A 16,117-nucleotide genomic window follows, 5' to 3' on the forward strand; every position below is an offset into this window, starting at 1 on the left:
CGAAGGGCACACGAAGACGATCGGACGAGACGTGAACCAACTGCATGACCTCCTCCCGCTGGCTGTGGGCATGCTCATCTCGCCGCTGCCCCTCGTGGCGATCATCGCGATCATCCTCGCTCCCCGCGGCCGGACGGCGGCGCCCGTCTACGCCGCAGTGTTCATCGCGATCTCCCTCGCGTTCGTCATGGTCGGCGCGCTCACCTCCGCCGGTTCCGCCTCGGGGTCTCCCTCCGCCACCGCGAAGACCGTCTCGTTCTTCCTCGCCATCGTGCTCGCACTCGGCTTCGCCGCGCTCGCCGTCGCGAGTTGGTCGTCTCGCCCCCGCCATGGCCAGCCACCCCAGACGCCGGCCTGGCTCGCGGCCCTCGATGCCGTCACCCCGGCGAAGGCGGCCGCGCTCGGCTCGATCATGGCGGTCACCAACACGAAGAACATCCCGCTCGCGCTGAAGGGCGGTGCACTGATCGGCGAGGCGCATCTCCCTCTGCTCGCAGCGGGAGGGCTCTGCATCGGGCTGGTCGTCGCCGGCACTCTGCCGCTGCTCGTCACGGCCGCCGTCGCCACGAGCAGATCGGCGGTCGTCACGAAAGCACTCGAACGGGTCAAGTCCGAGATGATCGCGCACAACGCGATGATCATGACGGTGCTGTTCGCGGTTCTCGCCGCGAACGAGGCCGCCCAGGTCATCCGTCACCTGTCCTGAAACACGACCATGTCAGGAGCCGCACGCATGTCAGACAACTCTCCCCCCGACGACGAGACGCGCGTCGTCACCGTCACGGCACCGGCCGGGACGTTCCGCGGCACGGATGCCGACGGTGCGCGCTCATGGCGCGGAATCCGCTATGCCCAGGCGCCGGTCGGTCTGCTGCGTTGGCGTGATCCCGTCGCGGCGCCGAGCGTCGAGGAGGAGATCGACGCCACCGTCTACGGCAACGTGTGCCCGCAGCAGATCAACCCCGCCGTACCGCTGGGCGACGACGCGGTGATGGACGAGGACTGCCTCGTGCTGAACGTGTGGGCACCGTCGGAGCGACCCGAGAGCGCCTTCCCCGTCATGGTATGGCTGCACGGTGGCGCCTACACGTTCGGCTCATCGAGCCAACCGCTGTTCGATGCGACATCGCTCGTCACGCGCGGCGAGGTCGTGGTCGTGACGGTCAACTACCGACTCGGCGCATTCGGTTTTCTGGATCTCGCCGGACTCCTGCCCGATGAGGGTTTCGATCGCAACCTGGCCCTGAAGGACGCGCTGCTCGCGTTGCGCTGGGTGCAGGAGAACATCTCGGCGTTCGGGGGCGACGCGGGCAGGGTCACGGTGTTCGGGGAGTCCGCGGGAGGAGGGCTGGTGACGACTCTGCTGGCGACGCCTTCGGCCGAAGGTCTGTTCGCCCGCGCGATCGCGCAGTCCTCCCCCGCCTCGAGCATGTACGGGACCGAACGGGCGCGTGACGTCGCCGCGCGGTTCGTGCATGAGCTGGGCATCGATTCGACGGATGCTGCGGCGGTCGCGGGGGCTCTGCGCGCGGCATCCGTCGATGACATCGTGGCGGCGAGCATGGAGGTGTACGCGGCCGTGCCGGACGACGCACCGGGGACCCTCGCATTCGCGCCCGTCATCGACGGCGATGTTCTTCCGGAGGCGCCGGTGACCGCGCTGCGCGAAGGACGCGGGCTCCGGGTTCCACTCCTGATCGGGACGAACAAGGACGAGGCGTCGCTCTTCAAGTTCATGAAGTCGCCTCTCATCCCGATCACCGACGACCGCATCCGACAGATGTTCACCGACATGGCCGAAGACAATCCGACGATCTCCCTTCCCTCCGCCGCTCAGGTCCGGACCGCCTACGAGAACGTGCGGCATGGCGCCGTGGGGCTCGGGATCGCCCGCGACATCGGATTCCGTCTGCCGACGCTGTGGATAGCGGAGGGTCACAGCACCGTGGCGGATGTGTGGCTGTATCGCTTCGACCATGCGGCGCCCTTTCTCCGTCTGATCGGTCTCGGTGCGACGCACGCGACCGAGCTGCCGTACCTGTGGGGCAACCTGTCGAGCGGCCCCAAGGACCCGACGTTCCGGCTCGGCGGCCGCCGAGCCGCGCAGGAGATCTCGGTGCGGATGCAGGAACGCTGGGCGGCGTTCGCGCACGGACGCACACCGGATGCGGCGACCGCGAAGGATGCGCCGACCTGGGCGCCGTATTCTGCATCGGATGCGGCCGGCCGCCGTCAGACCCTCGTGATCGAGCGGCAGGACACTCTCGTCGCCGACCTCGATGCTCCTCTACGCGCGGCATGGGGCGACGACGTGCTCGATTTCCGGTGAGCGCTCGTGCATCCGAAGGGCCGACCGTGCGGCGACGTACCATTGGCCGATGACGCGACCTCTCATCAACTGGCACACTGCTCAGGCCGAACATCTCACGGCAGGTCAGCGCGCGGCTGATCGGCTTCGGAACGGGATGGGATCATGGCCGTTCATCGGGGTGTTCGTGCTCTTCATGATCGCCTGGGCGATCGTCAACAGCACGGCCCTCATGTGGGATCCCTACCCGTTCATCCTGCTCAACCTCTTTCTGAGCATGCTCGCCGGGCTCCAGGGAGCGATCCTTCTGATCGCCGCGAAGAGGCAGGATGCCATCGCGGCCGCCCTCGCACAGCACGACTACGACACGAACCTCGCCGCGAAGAAGGAGATCGAGGACCTCATGTCGATCAACCGGATGCAGCTCGAACTCCTGACGGAGCTGCGCGCCGCGGTCACGAACGACGGAGACGGGGCAGCGACGTCCGCGCGCTGACCTGCTCGACGAGCAATGTCGGGAACGGTGAGGGAACCCTCGTCGACGAAGCATCTGCTCGTCCAGAGAGGGTGAGACCACGTTCTTCTGCACGTTCTTCTGCACGCTCTTCTGCGCAGTCTTCTGCGCACCGGCCCGTGACCTCTCGTGCTCGGCAAGAGCATCAGCTCGTCGCACAGCGAAGCGGACCGGTGGACCGGGGACAGTCGGCGTGCGCGGCGGCGCCAGACATGCAGAAGGCCCGGAGACTCTTGCGAGTTTCCGGGCCTTTCTCGGTCGGGCTGACAGGATTTGAACCTGCGACCCCTTGACCCCCAGTCAAGTGCGCTACCAAGCTGCGCCACAGCCCGTTGTTCTGCGCTCTCGCGCAGGCAACTCCCCTATCTTAGCCGTATCTCCATCCCCTCCGCGAACCGAGGCGTTGCGAGTGTCGGATGCCCGGCGTAGCGTCACGGCATGGTGACGATCACGACCGAGGCGGCAACGACCGCTCGTTGGGATGACGTGCAGCACGCGCTCACCGGAGGCGGGGATGGAGCAAGCTGTCAGTGCATCTGGCCGGTGCTCAGCAACAAGGACTGGAACACGACAACGACTCCGCAACGCATCGAGATGTTCCGCGCCGAGATCGACGACGGCCCGCCGCCGGGAATCATCGCCTACGTCGACGGCGAGGCCGCAGGTTGGATCCGCATCGGTCCCCGCACCCGCCAGGCGCGTGTTCCCCGCACCCGCATCATCGCGGCGGCCAGCACCGAGCCGTTCGACGACGAATCAGTGTGGGCCGTGACGTGCTTCGTGGTGCGCCGAGAACACCGCGGTGCCGGGCTCAACCTCGAACTCCTGCTCGCGGCGGTGGATTACGCCCGCGGCTCCGGGGCCCGCCTGATCGAGGGGTATCCCGTGGACACCGGGGGCGAGAGGAAGCGCACCAACGACCTGTTCCACGGCACCCTGGGCACGTTCCTCTCCGCCGGCTTCACGGAGAAGACCGAGCTCAAACCTGGTCGCGCGCTGGTCACCCTCGATCTGACCCCATGATGACGATCGCCCAGAAGCCACTAGCGTGAAAGGCATGACCGACGAGAACGCGACCATCGACGATCCCGAGCTCGGCAGGTTTGCCCGTGCCCGTTCGGTACTCACCGACGGCACGGTACTGACGCACGATTGGTTCGTCGGCACCACCTCCGTCGAGGGCACCGAGGTCGAGCTCATGCTGGAGGGCACGAGCTCCGACGAGGTCGCACCGCTCCTTCCCCGCATGCGTGACGCGGTGAAGCGACTGGACATCGTGCACCGGATCGCCACCGACGCGGTCGTCGCGAATTTCAGCACGGGTGCCCCTGAACCTCAGGAACTCGACGAAGCCGCCTCCGACCTCACGATCGAGGCGATCGAGGCGGCTTCCGACGGCACCGTCATCCTGCACCTCACCGACAACTGCGGAGAGCACTTCCCCGAAGGCTACTGGCCGGCCGTGCACCTCAGTGTCGACGACAGCGTCACGCAGGTCGCCGTGAACAGCGGGATGACGCCGGGGCCGACGCGGGGGACGGCGATGCCCGTCGCCCCCAGTCAGGGCGAACCCTACGATGGCGGGATGCAACGTCGCTCCCCGCGCCACGCTCTTATGTGGGCCTTTCTCCCGTTCGCGGTGATGTCCCTCCTGCACGTCATCCTCCTGACCATCGACAACCCGCTCGCTGCGCCCACGAAGCTGCTGCTGATGCCGTTGCTGGCCGTTCCGGTGCTGGTCTCCGCGCGACGCCTCTCCCCGCGGATCACGCTCGTCCTCCTCGTCGCGGCATTGTCGTTCTCCTGGCTCGGCGACGGTGCCGGCACCTTCTTCCCCCAGGGCCCGGAGCTGCCTCTGATGCTGACCTTCTTCGGCATCGCCCACGTGGCATACATCGTGCTGTTCGCGCGCCACCTGTCCGTCCGGCGCATGCCCTGGTGGGCGCTGGTGTACGCCGCCTGGTGGGTGGGCATGATCACGACCCTGGGTTCGCACACGGGCGATCTGCTCATCGCCGTCGCCGCCTACGGGCTCGTGCTCGGCGGAACCGCGGCATTCTCAGCGCGCTGTCACCCCCTCATCGCGGTCGGCGGGGCCTTCTTCCTCGCCAGCGACACCATCCTCGCCTTCCGCCTGTTCCTCCCCGATTCGCTGCCGTCCTGGAGCAGCCCTGCAGTCATGCTCACCTATACGATCGGCCAAGGCCTGATCGTTGCCGGCGCCCTCGTGACGCTGCGGAAGAGGAGCACTTGATGGATGCCGCCCGTGTCGACAGCTGGCTCTGGGCCATCCGCGTCTACAAGACGCGGTCGGCCGCGACGACCGCATGCCGAGCGGGGCATGTACGGGTGAACGGAGACAAGGTGAAGGCCGCGCAGCAGGTTCGCATCGGAGATGAGCTGCGCATACGCATCGCGGGATTCGATCGGATCCTCATCGTCCGTCAGCTCCTGGTCAAGCGCGTGGGGGCTCCGGTGGCCGCGCTCGCCTACGAGGATCGCACTCCCGAGCGCGAGCCCCAGGCAGCGCTGGGACTCCGCGACCGCGGGGCCGGACGCCCCACCAAGCGAGAACGTCGCGACATCGACAAACTGCGCGGGCGGAACGACGAGAGCTTTCACTGATATCTCGGCATGCACCGCCATCACACCTTACGATATTCGAAGCTTTGTTCTAATCTGGAGGTATGCCACTCACGACTGATCTCAACCTCGATCTCGAGGAACGACGGCGCGTCTTGGACGCGTGGGTCGACACGAGACGTCGGATCGCCGCACTCGAAGCCGAGGCCGCAGACCTGCTGACGGAGCAGATCGCCATCCACGACGCCGATGTCTCCGCGAGCCCTTTTCATCGCGAGGCGATCCATCGCTCGATGATCGCGGAGTTCTCCGCTGCCGGACACGTGTCGAAAGGCTCGATGGAGTTCGCCTTCGCCGATGCCCATACCCTTCACACCCATCTCCCGGCCGTCCGTGCCGCATTCGCCGACGGCATGATCAGCGTCGGACATGTGCGAGAGATCGCCAGGGCCTGCGCGCTCGTCGCCGAAGCGATCCGCAACAGGAAGGCCGATCCCGCGGTCATGGAACTCTTCGAAACCGCGGCGCTCGTCGTCGCCGAACGCGACACGGCCGCACGCACACGCGCCCATGCACGCCAAGTCGCGGCTGCCCTCGTCGGCGAGACGCTCGTGGAGAGGCACCGCCGCGCTGCAGAAGAACGATGTGTGACGGTGAGAGCACTCGACGACGGCCTGGCACTTCTCACCGCGGTGCTCCCCGAGTGGATAGCCACCGCGATCTCCGACCGGCTCAACCGGATGACGCGCGAAGTCGTGCGGGCCCGAGACACCCGCGAGATCCTGCCCCAGCCCTGGTGGTTCGACGAGGAGGTAGACCACCCCGATGAGCCTCCCCTCGACGACCCATCGGTCGACTTCGTCGATGGTGGCGTGATCCACGGTGCTGATGGTGACACGTTCGCGACAGATCCCGAACTGACGCACTTCCCGGCCGACACCCGAACGTGGAAGCAGACCGAGACGGACCTGTTCTCGGATCTGCTCCTGACCGCAGATCCGAGCACCGCACACGGCGACGCCCTCGACGGCATCCAGGCCCGCATTCAGGTGACCGTCGCGGCGACCACACTCGCCGGCGTCGACGACCGCGCTGCCGAGCTCGACGGACTCGGCCCCCTGAGCCCCGACATCGTCCGGGAGCTGGCGGGGCGCAACACCGGCTGGACCCGTCTGTTCCTCGACCCAACAGGCATGGTGGTCGAGACAGACACCTATACGCCGACCGAGGGGATGCGACGGTTCCTGCGCGCGCGTGACCGACACTGCCGCTTCCCGGGGTGCCGCATGCCGGCGCACCGCAGCGAGATCGACCACAACCACGATCATGCGAAGGGAGGGAAGACCAGGCTCGACAACCTCGGCCACTTCTGCCGGGGCCACCACACGCTCAAGCATCCGGACATTCCCGATCCGTATCGTTGGACCGCTCAGCAGGAGAAGGACGGCAGCATCACGTGGCACAGCCCGCTGGGCCGCGACTATGCCGACCCGCCGCCCCGACGCGTGATGTTCGTCTGAATCACGACGTCGGGACCCCAGCGCCCAGGACCAGCGCTAGGACCACGGCGCGCTAGGAACAGCGCGCGGGGCTTGGGGCGAAAGTCAGCCGTTGGCCGCGAAGAGATCGAGCAACCACCCGGCCGAACGGATGTGCGCGGCTCCGGCGCTCTCGGCGCGATCACGGAGGCCCCTATCGCTCGTGACGGTCACGACCAGCTGCTGCATCGCGACACGGCGCTCGACTTCGGCGACGATCGCGTCATCACCCGCGGCTTCCGCGCGGATCACCGAGACCGTGCCGGCTTGGTCTTCGATACCTCGCGCCTGCCCCTCGACCACCATCGACACGTCGGGGAACCACTCATCGCCTGCGAGTTCCAGCGCGTGCGCGGGGACCGCCAGTCCCTCCAGACGCGCACGAAGACGAGCTGCGGCGCCCGCACGGTCTTTCCACCACCCATCAGGGACCGAGCCGACGACATTCGCGGCATCCACCACGATCGCCGGCCGCACGTCGAGCAATTCGAGCAGCGCCGGCCACGACGAACCGAAACCGGGGTGCAACGGTCGTGACGACACCTGATCGACCGGCACCCACTCGAGCGCGACGCTCTCGGGGTCGCTGATCACCGGCTCGAAAGGCTCCCCGACATCGGCGACGACGGTCGTGTACGACCAGATGCCCAGATCGAGAACGCTCGTGAACCGGGCGCGCACGGCACCGTCCGGCACGCCCGCCTCTTCCTGGGCCTCACGGATCGCTCCCGCGATCGCGCTCTCCCCCTCGTGGAGTGCGCCGCCCGGCAAGCCCCAGGTTCCACCGAAGTGACTCCACGCGACACGATGCTGCAGCAGGATGCCACGTGCGGGGTCATAGGCGAGAAGCCCGGCAGCACCGAAGCGCCCCCAGTACTTCTCCCCCGACTCCGCGATCACCCAGGCATCGCCGGGGTTCCGCGGCCCCTCGGGGCGACGCGGTTCACCGAAAGCAGGAGGTACGACAGTCACCCCTTCAGCCTTTCACAGCATCGGGGTCACAGCACCACGGCGCGACATGCGCCGGAACAGATCAGCGCTGACGCTTCTCGCGCACGCGCATGTTGATCACGATCGGCGTGCCCTCGAACGAGTAGAGCTCGCGCAGACGCCGCTGGATGAACCGGCGGTACCCGGGGTCGAGGAAACCGGTCGTGAACAGCACGAACGTCGGCGGGCGCGTCGACGCCTGGGTGCCGAACAGGATGCGCGGCTGCTTGCCACCGCGCAGCGGGTGCGGGTGCTCCGCCACGAGTTCTGCGAGGAACGCGTTGAACTTGCCCGTCGGAATACGACGGTCCCAGTTCTCCAGGGCCGTCTCCAGCGCGGGCACGAGCTTGTCGAGGTGACGCCCGGTCTTCGCCGAGATGTTCACCCGCGGGGCCCAGGCGACGTGCGCCAGATCCTGCTCGATCTCACGCTCGAGGTAGCGACGGCGGTCGGCGTTCTCGAGATCGTCGTCGTTCAGACGGTCCCACTTGTTGAAGGCGAGCACGAGCGCGCGGCCCGACTCCAGCACGAGATCGATGATGCGTACGTCCTGCTCACTGATCGACTCCGAGACGTCGAGAACGACGACGGCGACCTCGGCCTTCTCCAGCGCGGCCGAAGTGCGCAGCGAGGCGTAGAAGTCGGCCCCCTGCGCCATGTGCACGCGACGACGAATACCGGCGGTGTCGACCAGACGCCACATCTTCCCGCCGAGTTCCACGACCTCGTCCACCGGGTCACGGGTGGTGCCGGCCAGATCGTTGACGACCACGCGCTCCTCGCCTGCCGCCTTGTTCAGCAGTGACGACTTGCCCACGTTCGGACGACCGAGGATGGCCACGCGGCGCGGTCCGCCGATCTCCTGCTTCGCGACGGCCGAGACCTCGGGAAGCTTCTTGAGCACAGCATCCAGCAGGTCGGCGACGCCGCGTCCGTGGATCGCCGACACGGGCCAGGGCTCGCCGAGGCCCAGGCTCCACAGCGCTGCGGTCTCCGGCTCCTGGCGGGCGTCATCGATCTTGTTGGCGACGAGGAACACCGGCTTGCCGCTCTTGCGCAGCAGCTTCACGACGTGCTCGTCGGTCGACGTCGCTCCCACCATCGCGTCGACGACGAACAGCACCATATCGGCGAGGTCGATCGCGACCTCGGCCTGCATCGCGACCGAACGGTCAATGCCGCGCGCGTCGGGCTCCCACCCGCCGGTGTCGACGAGCGAGAAGCGACGGTCGGCCCACTCCGCCTTGTACGTCACGCGGTCACGGGTGACACCGGGGGTGTCCTCGACCACGGCTTCGCGGCGGCCGAGGATGCGGTTGACCAACGCGGACTTGCCCACGTTCGGTCGTCCGACGATCGCCACCACGGGAAGAGCCGGGCTGTAGTGGATGCCGTCTTCGCCGAGCGTGATGCCCGCGAGGAGTTCCGCGTCCTCATCGTCCAGCTCGTAGTCGGAGAGGCCGGCGCGCAGCGTCTCCGCGCGCTGCTCGGCGAGATGCTCGTCGAGCTGGTCCATCTTCTCGGCGAGCTGGTCGGGGCCGCCTTCGTATTCGTCGTCAGCCACGGTGTGCTCCTTGGATTCGTTCGATCACCGTGAGGACGGCGTCGATGGTCTGGGGGAAATCGAGTTCCGTCGAATCGACGACCTCGACGCCTTCTGCGGCGTTCAGGAAGTCGACGACGGCGCTGTCTGAGGCGTCACGCTTGTGCAGCGCCGCGGCGACAGCAGCCGCGTTCTCGCCGGCGAGTTCACCGGCACGTCGTGCAGCCCGTACCTCGGGAGCTGCGGTGAGAAGGATCCGCACCGGAGCGTCGGGGGCGACCACGGTCGTGATGTCACGGCCCTCCACCACGACGGCGGGGTACGACGAATCCGACACCAGACGGCGGAACAGCTCGTTGACCTGCGCGCGAACCTCGGGCACGCGCGCCACGCCGCTCACCGCGCCGGAGACCCTCGGGTCTCGGATGGCCTCGGTGACCTCGACGTCGCCGACGAGCACCGTCCGCTCGTCGGGGTCGAGCCCCAGCGTCAGAGGGAAGTCTGCCGCCGCAGCGCGCACGGCCTCAGGGTCTTCGGTGTCGGCGCCCCGATCGAGCACATGCCAGGCGAGTGCGCGGTAGGCGGAGCCGGTGTCGAGGTAGCCGAAACCGAGTGCGCGGGCGACGGCCTTCGAAACGCTGGACTTGCCCGATCCGGCCGGCCCGTCGATCGCGATGAACTTGTGCGCGTCGGTCACCGAAGCGTCCGCAGCAGAGGTCGAGATATCAGTCATTCGTGCTCCCAGCGATGCGCCATCCACGTTCCTGCAGCCCGGTGATCGCGCCATGCAGCGCCGCGGGATCGACGCTGATCTCGGCGAGGCCGAACTGCGCGCCGGGCGAATGCTCGAGGCGGAGGTCCTCGACGTTCACACCGAGCTCGCCGAGCTCTCCGAACAGCCGGCCGAGCTGACCCGCGGTGTCGTCGACCATCACGACGAGGGTTTCGAAACGCTGATTCTGTCCGTGCTTGCCGGGGAGCCGTTCGACGCCGTCGTTTCCTTGCCGGATTGTCTCGGCGACGATGCGGCGGGCGCCCGGAGCGCTCGGCTCACGCAGGGCATCGGAGATCTCGCCGAGGTCGGAGGCCAGCGCATCGAGGATCTCGACCACGGGTGCCGCGTTCGCCCCGAGGATCTGCACCCAGAGCTCGGGGGCGGATGCCGCGATGCGTGTGGTGTCGCGGACGCCCTGGCCCGCAAGGCGGAGCGCCCCCTCTTCCGCTTCGGCGAGGCGACCGGCGAGCAGGCTCGCGACCACCTGGGGCACGTGCGAGGTCAGCGCGACCGAACGATCGTGCTCCTCCGGAGTCATCTCGAGGGGCGTCGCTCCGACGTCGAGCGCGAGGGCCTCGACGAGGGCGAGGTCGGAGGCTCGCGTCTCCTCATCACGGCACACCACCCAGGGGCGCCCGATGAAGAGGTCGGCACGCGCTGAGATCGCGCCCCCGCGCTCACGACCGGCGAGCGGGTGAGAGCCGATGTAGCGGGTGAGGTCGACACCGCGCGCCTGGAGTGCACGGAAAGGCTCGAGCTTCACGCTCGCGACGTCGGTGACGACGGCCTCTGGGAACCGTTCGAGTTCGGCCTGGATCACGTCGGCAGTGACATCCGGCGGCACCGCGACAACGACCAGGGACGGCTGATCGTCCTCGTTCGAGATCCTTCCGGCGCCGTAGTCGACGGCGAGACGCAGTTGGGCGGGCGAGGCATCGGTCAGGACGACATCTACCCCCTTCGCGCGGAGGGCGTGGCCGATGCTCGCGCCGAGGAGTCCGGCGCCGACGATGCGGACGGTACCGGAGAGGCGCGGCGCGACGCCCGCTCTCCGCCCCGTGGGCGCACTCGTCGTATCGGTCATTCGTTCTCCTGCTCGCCTGGCGCCTCGGCGACACCGGAATCACGGCGCGACAGGGTCAAAAGCGCGCCGAGTTCGATTTTACTCAGTTCCCGCGTCTTCCCGGCCGGGAGGGTTCCCAGGTGGAGCGGACCGAACTGCCGGCGGACCAGTTCGGTGACGGGGTGGCCCACCGCCGCGAGCATGCGTCGCACGATGCGGTTGCGACCGGAGTGCAGCGTCAGCTCGACCAGGCTCTCCTCGCGGGAGGTGTCCAACAGCCGTGCCTTGTCGGCGGCGATCGGTCCGTCCTCCAGCTCGATGCCCTTCGTCAGCTTCGAGATCGTCTGCGGCAGCACTGTGCCCTCGACCTTCGCGATGTACACCTTCGTCACGCCGAAAGACGGGTGGGCCAGCACGTGGGCGAGCGCGCCGTCGTTCGTGAGGATCAGCAGACCGCTCGTCTCGGCATCGAGGCGGCCGACGTTGTAGAGGCGCTCCTCGTACTTCTCGGTGAAGCGACGCAGGTCGGGGCGGCCGCTCTCGTCCTTCATGCTGCTCACCACGCCGGTCGGCTTGTTGAGCATGACGTAGCGCTTGGAGACGTCGAGCTGGATCGCGGTACCGTCCACGTCGACGAGGTCGCGCTCGGGGTCGATCCGTCGCCCCTGCTCGGACACGACGATGCCGTTGACGCGGATGCGGCCCTCGGCGATGTACTGCTCCACCACGCGGCGGGAGGCCACGCCTGCCGCGGCGAGCACCTTCTGCAAGCGCACGCCCTCGGGCGCGGCCTCGGAGTCTGTCGAGGCGTCGAAGCCTGTCATCGGATGGTCCCTTCGTCGAAGCCGTCTGCACCGTCATCGAGCAGCGGGGAGATCGGGGGCAGCTCGTCGAGCGAGTTGATGCCCAGGTGCTGCAGAAGCGCGTCGGACGTGCCGTAGTTGATCGCGCCGGTCTCGGAATCCGCGAACAGCTCCGTGATCAGCCCGCGGGCGAGCAGCGTGCGCACGACGGAATCGACGTTCACCGCGCGGATGGACGCGACCTGGCTGCGCGTCACCGGCTGCTTGTAGGCGATGACCGCCAATGTCTCGAGCGCGGCCTGCGACAGTCGCGCCGGGGCCTGCCCTCCGACGAACTCGGCCACCATGGCATCGAGATCTTCGCGGACGTACAGTCGCCACCCGCCCCCCACCTCGCGCAGCTCGAAGCCGCGCCGTGGTCCCGTGCCCCGCCCGTCGTAGTCCTCGACGAGCATCTCGAGCGTCTGACGTACCGCTGGCACCGGCGACCCGACGGCGGCAGCCAACGCGACGAGGCCGATCGGCTCATCCACGATGAAGAGGATCGCTTCGACCCGCTCGGCGAGGGGAATCTCGGGTGCCGTCCCGGCAGGGTCCGAGGTCTGATCCTCCGACCCCGTGGGGTCGGACCCCTCCGCGTCGTCGGTCTCCATCACAGCGTCGGTCTCCGTCACGTCATCGGTCATAATCGGCTCCCAGGGTCGCCAGCGTCTCGTCCGACCAGGAGTCGGCGGCCCAGCGGAGCGTCAGCTCGCCGAGCGGTTCCAATTGTTCGAAGGACAGCGCCGCGTGCCTATAGAGCTCCAGCACCGAGATGAAGCGCGCGACGACGATGCCCGGCTCCGTGACGCCCGCGACGAGCTCACGGAAGCTCACCGACTCGGTCCCACGCAGCAGTGTCACGACGATCGCCGCCTGCTCACGGATGCTGACCAGCGGTGCGTGCAGATGGTCGAGTCCGACGTGCGGGATCTCCTTGGGTGCGAACGCCAGCAGCGCGAGCGCGGCGAAGTCGTCGGCGCTCAGCGACCAGACGAGCTCCGGAGTCTGCCGCCGGTGCTTCTCCTCGAGGGGAACGGCACGGACGTGTCGACGATCCTCGCGCTGCAGACAGCGAGCGAACCACGTCGAGACCTCCTTGAAGGCCCGGTACTGCAGCAGGCGGGCGAACAGCAGGTCACGCGCCTCGAGAAGGGCCACCGCCTCGGCATCCACCAGCTCGCCCTGCGGCAGGAGTCCCGCCACCTTCATGTCGAGCAGGGTCGCGGCCACGACCAGGAACTCGGAGGCCTGGTCGAGGTCCTCATCGTCGTCGAGTTCCCCCAGATACGCGATGAATTCGTTCGTGACCGCGCTCAACGACACCTCGGTGATGTCCATCTCATGTTTCGAGATGAGATTCAGCAGCAGGTCGAAGGGGCCGTCGAAGTTCGACAGGGACACCCGGAAGCCTGCCGTGTCTGTGGCCGCGGCATCGCCCGCGCTCTCCTCGAGCGTTGCGTCGACAGGCCCCTCGCTAGGCGACGGCGCCACGGGCGACCAGCTCCCGCGCCAGCCGCAGGTACGCCTGAGCGGCGGCGTGCTCGGGGGCGAACTCGGTGATGGGCACGCCCGAGACCGACGCGTCGGGGAACTTCACGGTGCGGCCGATCACGGTCTCCAGCACATCGTCGCCGAATGCCTCGACGACCCGCTCCAGAACTTCGCGGGAGTGCAGCGTGCGCGGGTCGTACATCGTCGCCAACAGGCCGTCCATCGTGATCGACGGGTTCAGCCGGTCGCGGACCTTGTCGATCGTCTCGATCAGCAGCGCCACACCGCGCAGGGCGAAGAACTCGCACTCGAGGGGGATGATCACGCCGTGCGCCGCGGTCAGCGCGTTCACGGTGAGGATGCCGAGGGACGGCTGGCAGTCGATGAGAATGACGTCGTACTCCCCCGCCACCTGGCGCAGGACACGTGCGAGGATCGTCTCGCGCGCGACCTCGTTGACGAGGTGGACCTCTGCGGCAGAGAGGTCGATATTGGCCGGCATGACGTCGAGACCCTCGACGCTCGAGTGCACGATCGCATCGTGCGCGTCGCGCTTGGTGTCCAGCAGCAGGTCGTAGATCGTCGGCACATCGTGCGTCGGGATGCCGAGGCCGGCCGACAGGGCACCCTGCGGGTCGAAGTCGACGGCGAGGACCTTCCGGCCGTACTCCGCGAGGGAAGCGGCGAGGTTGATCGAGGTCGTCGTCTTGCCGACGCCGCCCTTCTGGTTGCACAGCGCGATGATGCGCGCCGGGCCGTGCGACTTCAGCGGCTCCGGGATCGGGAACCCGTGATAGGGGCGGCCGGTGGGTCCCATGGGGGTCTCGTCGGCCTTCTGCGCCTTCGCCCTGGACTTCGCCACTTTCTCAGCCACCCGTTCTCCTGCTCCGTCGTGCTTGGTCGATTGTACCGGCCGGGCCCCCGCTCAGCTGCCTCGGCACGCGGCAGACGCCAGGCCGGCGCTGCGAGGTCACCGGGCGCGCGGGTGCGACGTCGCGTAGATGTCGCGAAGGGCGTCGACCGAGACGTGCGTGTAGATCTGCGTCGTCGCGACCGAGGAGTGTCCGAGCAGTTCCTGCACGACACGCACGTCGGCACCCCCTTGCAGGAGATGCGTCGCGAACGAGTGCCGCAGCGTGTGCGGCGATACGTCCACGGTGATCTGGGCGCTCTCGGCTGCCGCGCGGATGACGAGCCACGCGCTCTGGCGGGAGAGCGGGGCGCCTCGCGCCCCGAGGAAGAGCCGGGCCGAGGCGCGACCCTTGGCGGCGAGGGCGGGGCGCACACGGGTCAGATACGTGTCCACGGCGGCGCGCGCGTAGGAACCCAGCGGCACGATGCGTTCCTTGGATCCCTTCCCCCGCAGCCGCAGCACATCGCCGTGCGCCAGGTCGTCCACATCGAGGTCGATCGCCTCGGACACGCGCGCACCGGTCGCATAGAGAAGCTCGAGCAGAGCGCGATCACGGATGCCGAGCGGCGCTTCGGGAGACGGCGCGGCGAGCAGACGCTCGACCTGTTCGATCGTGAGGGCTTTGGGCAGCCGTCGCGGCGCCTTCGGCGGGCGGAGCCGACCACTCGGGTCGTCGGCCTCTATGCCCTCTCGTGCGAGGAAGCGGTGCCATCCCCGCACCGACGACTGCAAGCGTGCGAGGCTCGTCGACGCGGGTGGCGGCTCCGCGGAGGCCCGTTGCGCGATGAATCGGTCGATCGTCGCCGGCGTCACCTCGCCGGTGTCGTCGATCCCCTCGGCGACCAACCACTCCCGGTATCCCTCGAGGTCGCGCCGGTAGGCCGCGATCGTGTGCGCGCTCAGACCACGCTCGATCGTGACATGACGCAGGTAGGCGTCGAGGGCGCGCTCGAGCTGCATCCTCAGCCCCGGTCGCGCAACCTCTGCGAGGCCGCCAGCACGCCGATCGCGAGGATCCCATTGCGCATCCGACCCTCCATGACCGCAGAGACCGCATCGGCCAGCGACACCCACTCCACCCGGATATCCGCTTCCTCGTCCTCGCGATCGTGCGGCGCACCGGACGGTCGGACGCCGGTCGCGAGGAACACGTGGATGATCTCGTCGTTCCCACCGGGCGTCGTCCACGAGGAGACCAGTGGCTCCCAGTGGACGGCGACCAGGTCGGCCTCCTCGGCGAGCTCACGCCGGGCGGCCTCGAGAGGCTCTTCGCCCTCCACATCGAGCAGTCCGGCCGGGAGCTCCCAATCACGATGGCGGATCGGGTGGCGGTACTGCTGGATCAGCAGCACCCGCCCCTGTTCGTCGAGGGCGACGATCGCCACCGCGCCGGTGTGGGCGACGTACTGCCGCACGATCTCGCCGTCGCCATAGCGCACGCGGTCAGAGCGCACGTCCCAGACCCTGCCGCGATAGACGAGGTTGCTCTCGAGAACCTCCGGCTCGAAGGTCTCGTCCCGGAGGCTCTCCGTCGACTCCGTCATCATCGCTCGA

General features: G+C 68.1%; 17 protein-coding genes and 1 tRNA gene. 7 read left to right on the forward strand and 11 right to left on the reverse strand.

All coding sequences use genetic code 11. From position 1 onward, the window contains the following. Positions 1 to 31: 31 nt before the first annotated feature. The 3 genes from ACLFA2_RS02075 to ACLFA2_RS02085 are packed head-to-tail and all read left to right on the forward strand — an operon-like array spanning position 32 to position 2,804. The gene (locus ACLFA2_RS02075) at positions 32 to 706 is read left to right on the forward strand and encodes a GAP family protein (RefSeq protein WP_021199289.1); all 675 of its coding nucleotides are present in this window, start codon (positions 32 to 34) and stop codon (positions 704 to 706) included. A gap of 27 nt (positions 707 to 733) precedes the next feature. Continuing rightward, a complete protein-coding gene (locus ACLFA2_RS02080) occupies positions 734 to 2,329 on the forward strand; it encodes a carboxylesterase/lipase family protein (protein WP_167253839.1) in 1,596 nt (531 codons plus the stop codon). Positions 2,330 to 2,378: 49 nt separating this feature from the next. Next, the gene (locus ACLFA2_RS02085; protein ID WP_046398908.1) at positions 2,379 to 2,804 is read left to right on the forward strand and encodes a DUF1003 domain-containing protein; all 426 of its coding nucleotides are present in this window, start codon (positions 2,379 to 2,381) and stop codon (positions 2,802 to 2,804) included. Between the two features lie 276 nt (positions 2,805 to 3,080). On the opposite strand, the gene ACLFA2_RS02090 is transcribed toward ACLFA2_RS02085, so the two are convergent. After that, a tRNA-Pro gene (locus ACLFA2_RS02090) sits at positions 3,081 to 3,154 on the reverse strand. A gap of 106 nt (positions 3,155 to 3,260) precedes the next feature. Here ACLFA2_RS02090 and ACLFA2_RS02095 point away from each other — a divergent pair. The 4 genes from ACLFA2_RS02095 (at position 3,261) to ACLFA2_RS02110 (ending at position 6,925) form a co-directional block, all read left to right on the forward strand. Beyond that, positions 3,261 to 3,845 carry a GNAT family N-acetyltransferase gene (locus ACLFA2_RS02095; RefSeq protein ID WP_401121027.1) on the forward strand — a complete coding sequence of 195 codons (585 nt, stop codon included), beginning with the start codon at positions 3,261 to 3,263 and terminating at the stop codon, positions 3,843 to 3,845. Positions 3,846 to 3,879: 34 nt separating this feature from the next. Then, on the forward strand, positions 3,880 to 5,076 hold the full coding sequence (locus tag ACLFA2_RS02100; protein WP_426621949.1) for a lysoplasmalogenase: 1,197 nt from the start codon (positions 3,880 to 3,882) through the stop codon (positions 5,074 to 5,076). Beyond that, positions 5,076 to 5,447, forward strand: a complete 372-nt coding sequence (locus ACLFA2_RS02105) for an RNA-binding S4 domain-containing protein (RefSeq protein WP_021199283.1) — start codon at positions 5,076 to 5,078, stop codon at positions 5,445 to 5,447. The genes ACLFA2_RS02100 and ACLFA2_RS02105 overlap by 1 nt, the downstream gene beginning before the upstream one ends. 62 nt (positions 5,448 to 5,509) lie before the next feature. Then, the gene (locus ACLFA2_RS02110) at positions 5,510 to 6,925 is read left to right on the forward strand and encodes a DUF222 domain-containing protein (protein WP_426621950.1); all 1,416 of its coding nucleotides are present in this window, start codon (positions 5,510 to 5,512) and stop codon (positions 6,923 to 6,925) included. A gap of 84 nt (positions 6,926 to 7,009) precedes the next feature. Here the strand turns inward: ACLFA2_RS02110 and ACLFA2_RS02115 are convergent, their stop codons facing one another. The 10 genes from ACLFA2_RS02115 to ACLFA2_RS02160 all read right to left on the reverse strand — a co-directional run bounded on the left by ACLFA2_RS02115 (position 7,010) and on the right by ACLFA2_RS02160 (position 16,107). Next, positions 7,010 to 7,915 carry an NUDIX hydrolase gene (locus tag ACLFA2_RS02115; RefSeq protein WP_029258968.1) on the reverse strand — a complete coding sequence of 302 codons (906 nt, stop codon included), beginning with the start codon at positions 7,913 to 7,915 and terminating at the stop codon, positions 7,010 to 7,012. Positions 7,916 to 7,976: 61 nt separating this feature from the next. Continuing rightward, entirely contained in the window at positions 7,977 to 9,449 is a 1,473-nt protein-coding gene (gene der, locus ACLFA2_RS02120) for a ribosome biogenesis GTPase Der (RefSeq protein ID WP_208323601.1), read from the reverse strand. Between the two features lie 40 nt (positions 9,450 to 9,489). Then, positions 9,490 to 10,209, reverse strand: coding sequence for a (d)CMP kinase (gene cmk, locus ACLFA2_RS02125; RefSeq protein ID WP_426621951.1), 720 nt, complete (start codon positions 10,207 to 10,209; stop codon positions 9,490 to 9,492). Beyond that, positions 10,202 to 11,335 (reverse strand): prephenate dehydrogenase, encoded by a 1,134-nt coding sequence (locus ACLFA2_RS02130; protein ID WP_426621952.1) that lies wholly within the window; start codon positions 11,333 to 11,335, stop codon positions 10,202 to 10,204. The genes cmk and ACLFA2_RS02130 overlap by 8 nt, the downstream gene beginning before the upstream one ends. Continuing rightward, positions 11,332 to 12,138 carry a pseudouridine synthase gene (locus tag ACLFA2_RS02135; protein ID WP_021199277.1) on the reverse strand — a complete coding sequence of 269 codons (807 nt, stop codon included), beginning with the start codon at positions 12,136 to 12,138 and terminating at the stop codon, positions 11,332 to 11,334. Before ACLFA2_RS02135 ends, ACLFA2_RS02130 begins: the two co-directional genes overlap by 4 nt. Next, positions 12,135 to 12,803, reverse strand: coding sequence for an SMC-Scp complex subunit ScpB (scpB, locus tag ACLFA2_RS02140; RefSeq protein ID WP_243844743.1), 669 nt, complete (start codon positions 12,801 to 12,803; stop codon positions 12,135 to 12,137). Before scpB ends, ACLFA2_RS02135 begins: the two co-directional genes overlap by 4 nt. Beyond that, positions 12,793 to 13,650 carry a segregation and condensation protein A gene (locus ACLFA2_RS02145; RefSeq protein WP_021199275.1) on the reverse strand — a complete coding sequence of 286 codons (858 nt, stop codon included), beginning with the start codon at positions 13,648 to 13,650 and terminating at the stop codon, positions 12,793 to 12,795. The genes scpB and ACLFA2_RS02145 overlap by 11 nt, the downstream gene beginning before the upstream one ends. Continuing rightward, positions 13,634 to 14,467 carry a ParA family protein gene (locus ACLFA2_RS02150; protein WP_168441067.1) on the reverse strand — a complete coding sequence of 278 codons (834 nt, stop codon included), beginning with the start codon at positions 14,465 to 14,467 and terminating at the stop codon, positions 13,634 to 13,636. The genes ACLFA2_RS02145 and ACLFA2_RS02150 overlap by 17 nt, the downstream gene beginning before the upstream one ends. A gap of 153 nt (positions 14,468 to 14,620) precedes the next feature. Beyond that, positions 14,621 to 15,523, reverse strand: a complete 903-nt coding sequence (xerD, locus tag ACLFA2_RS02155; RefSeq protein WP_315073947.1) for a site-specific tyrosine recombinase XerD — start codon at positions 15,521 to 15,523, stop codon at positions 14,621 to 14,623. A gap of 2 nt (positions 15,524 to 15,525) precedes the next feature. Continuing rightward, complete coding sequence (locus ACLFA2_RS02160; protein WP_426622456.1) at positions 15,526 to 16,107, reverse strand: NUDIX domain-containing protein; 582 nt, start codon at positions 16,105 to 16,107, stop codon at positions 15,526 to 15,528. Positions 16,108 to 16,117: the final 10 nt, after the last annotated feature.

The sequence above is a fragment of the Microbacterium sp. As-52 genome (assembly GCF_049949185.1).
Taxonomy (GTDB): Bacteria; Actinomycetota; Actinomycetes; order Actinomycetales; family Microbacteriaceae; genus Microbacterium; species Microbacterium maritypicum_A.

Excerpts from the sequence above, each read along its gene's own strand:
- ACLFA2_RS02080 (WP_167253839.1), top strand. The coding sequence starts at position 734 with ATGTCAGACAACTCTCCCCCCGACGACGAGACGCGCGTCGTCACCGTC.
- ACLFA2_RS02085 (WP_046398908.1), top strand. The coding sequence starts at position 2,379 with ATGACGCGACCTCTCATCAACTGGCACACTGCTCAGGCCGAACATCTC.
- ACLFA2_RS02095 (WP_401121027.1), top strand. The coding sequence starts at position 3,261 with ATGGTGACGATCACGACCGAGGCGGCAACGACCGCTCGTTGGGATGAC.
- ACLFA2_RS02100 (WP_426621949.1), top strand. The coding sequence starts at position 3,880 with ATGACCGACGAGAACGCGACCATCGACGATCCCGAGCTCGGCAGGTTT.
- ACLFA2_RS02105 (WP_021199283.1), top strand. The coding sequence starts at position 5,076 with ATGGATGCCGCCCGTGTCGACAGCTGGCTCTGGGCCATCCGCGTCTAC.
- ACLFA2_RS02110 (WP_426621950.1), top strand. The coding sequence starts at position 5,510 with ATGCCACTCACGACTGATCTCAACCTCGATCTCGAGGAACGACGGCGC.
- der (WP_208323601.1), bottom strand. The coding sequence starts at position 9,449 with ATGGACCAGCTCGACGAGCATCTCGCCGAGCAGCGCGCGGAGACGCTG.
- cmk (WP_426621951.1), bottom strand. The coding sequence starts at position 10,209 with ATGACTGATATCTCGACCTCTGCTGCGGACGCTTCGGTGACCGACGCG.
- ACLFA2_RS02130 (WP_426621952.1), bottom strand. The coding sequence starts at position 11,335 with ATGACCGATACGACGAGTGCGCCCACGGGGCGGAGAGCGGGCGTCGCG.
- ACLFA2_RS02135 (WP_021199277.1), bottom strand. The coding sequence starts at position 12,138 with ATGACAGGCTTCGACGCCTCGACAGACTCCGAGGCCGCGCCCGAGGGC.
- scpB (WP_243844743.1), bottom strand. The coding sequence starts at position 12,803 with ATGACCGATGACGTGACGGAGACCGACGCTGTGATGGAGACCGACGAC.
- ACLFA2_RS02150 (WP_168441067.1), bottom strand. The coding sequence starts at position 14,467 with ATGGGACCCACCGGCCGCCCCTATCACGGGTTCCCGATCCCGGAGCCG.
- xerD (WP_315073947.1), bottom strand. The coding sequence starts at position 15,523 with ATGCAGCTCGAGCGCGCCCTCGACGCCTACCTGCGTCATGTCACGATC.
- ACLFA2_RS02160 (WP_426622456.1), bottom strand. The coding sequence starts at position 16,107 with ATGACGGAGTCGACGGAGAGCCTCCGGGACGAGACCTTCGAGCCGGAG.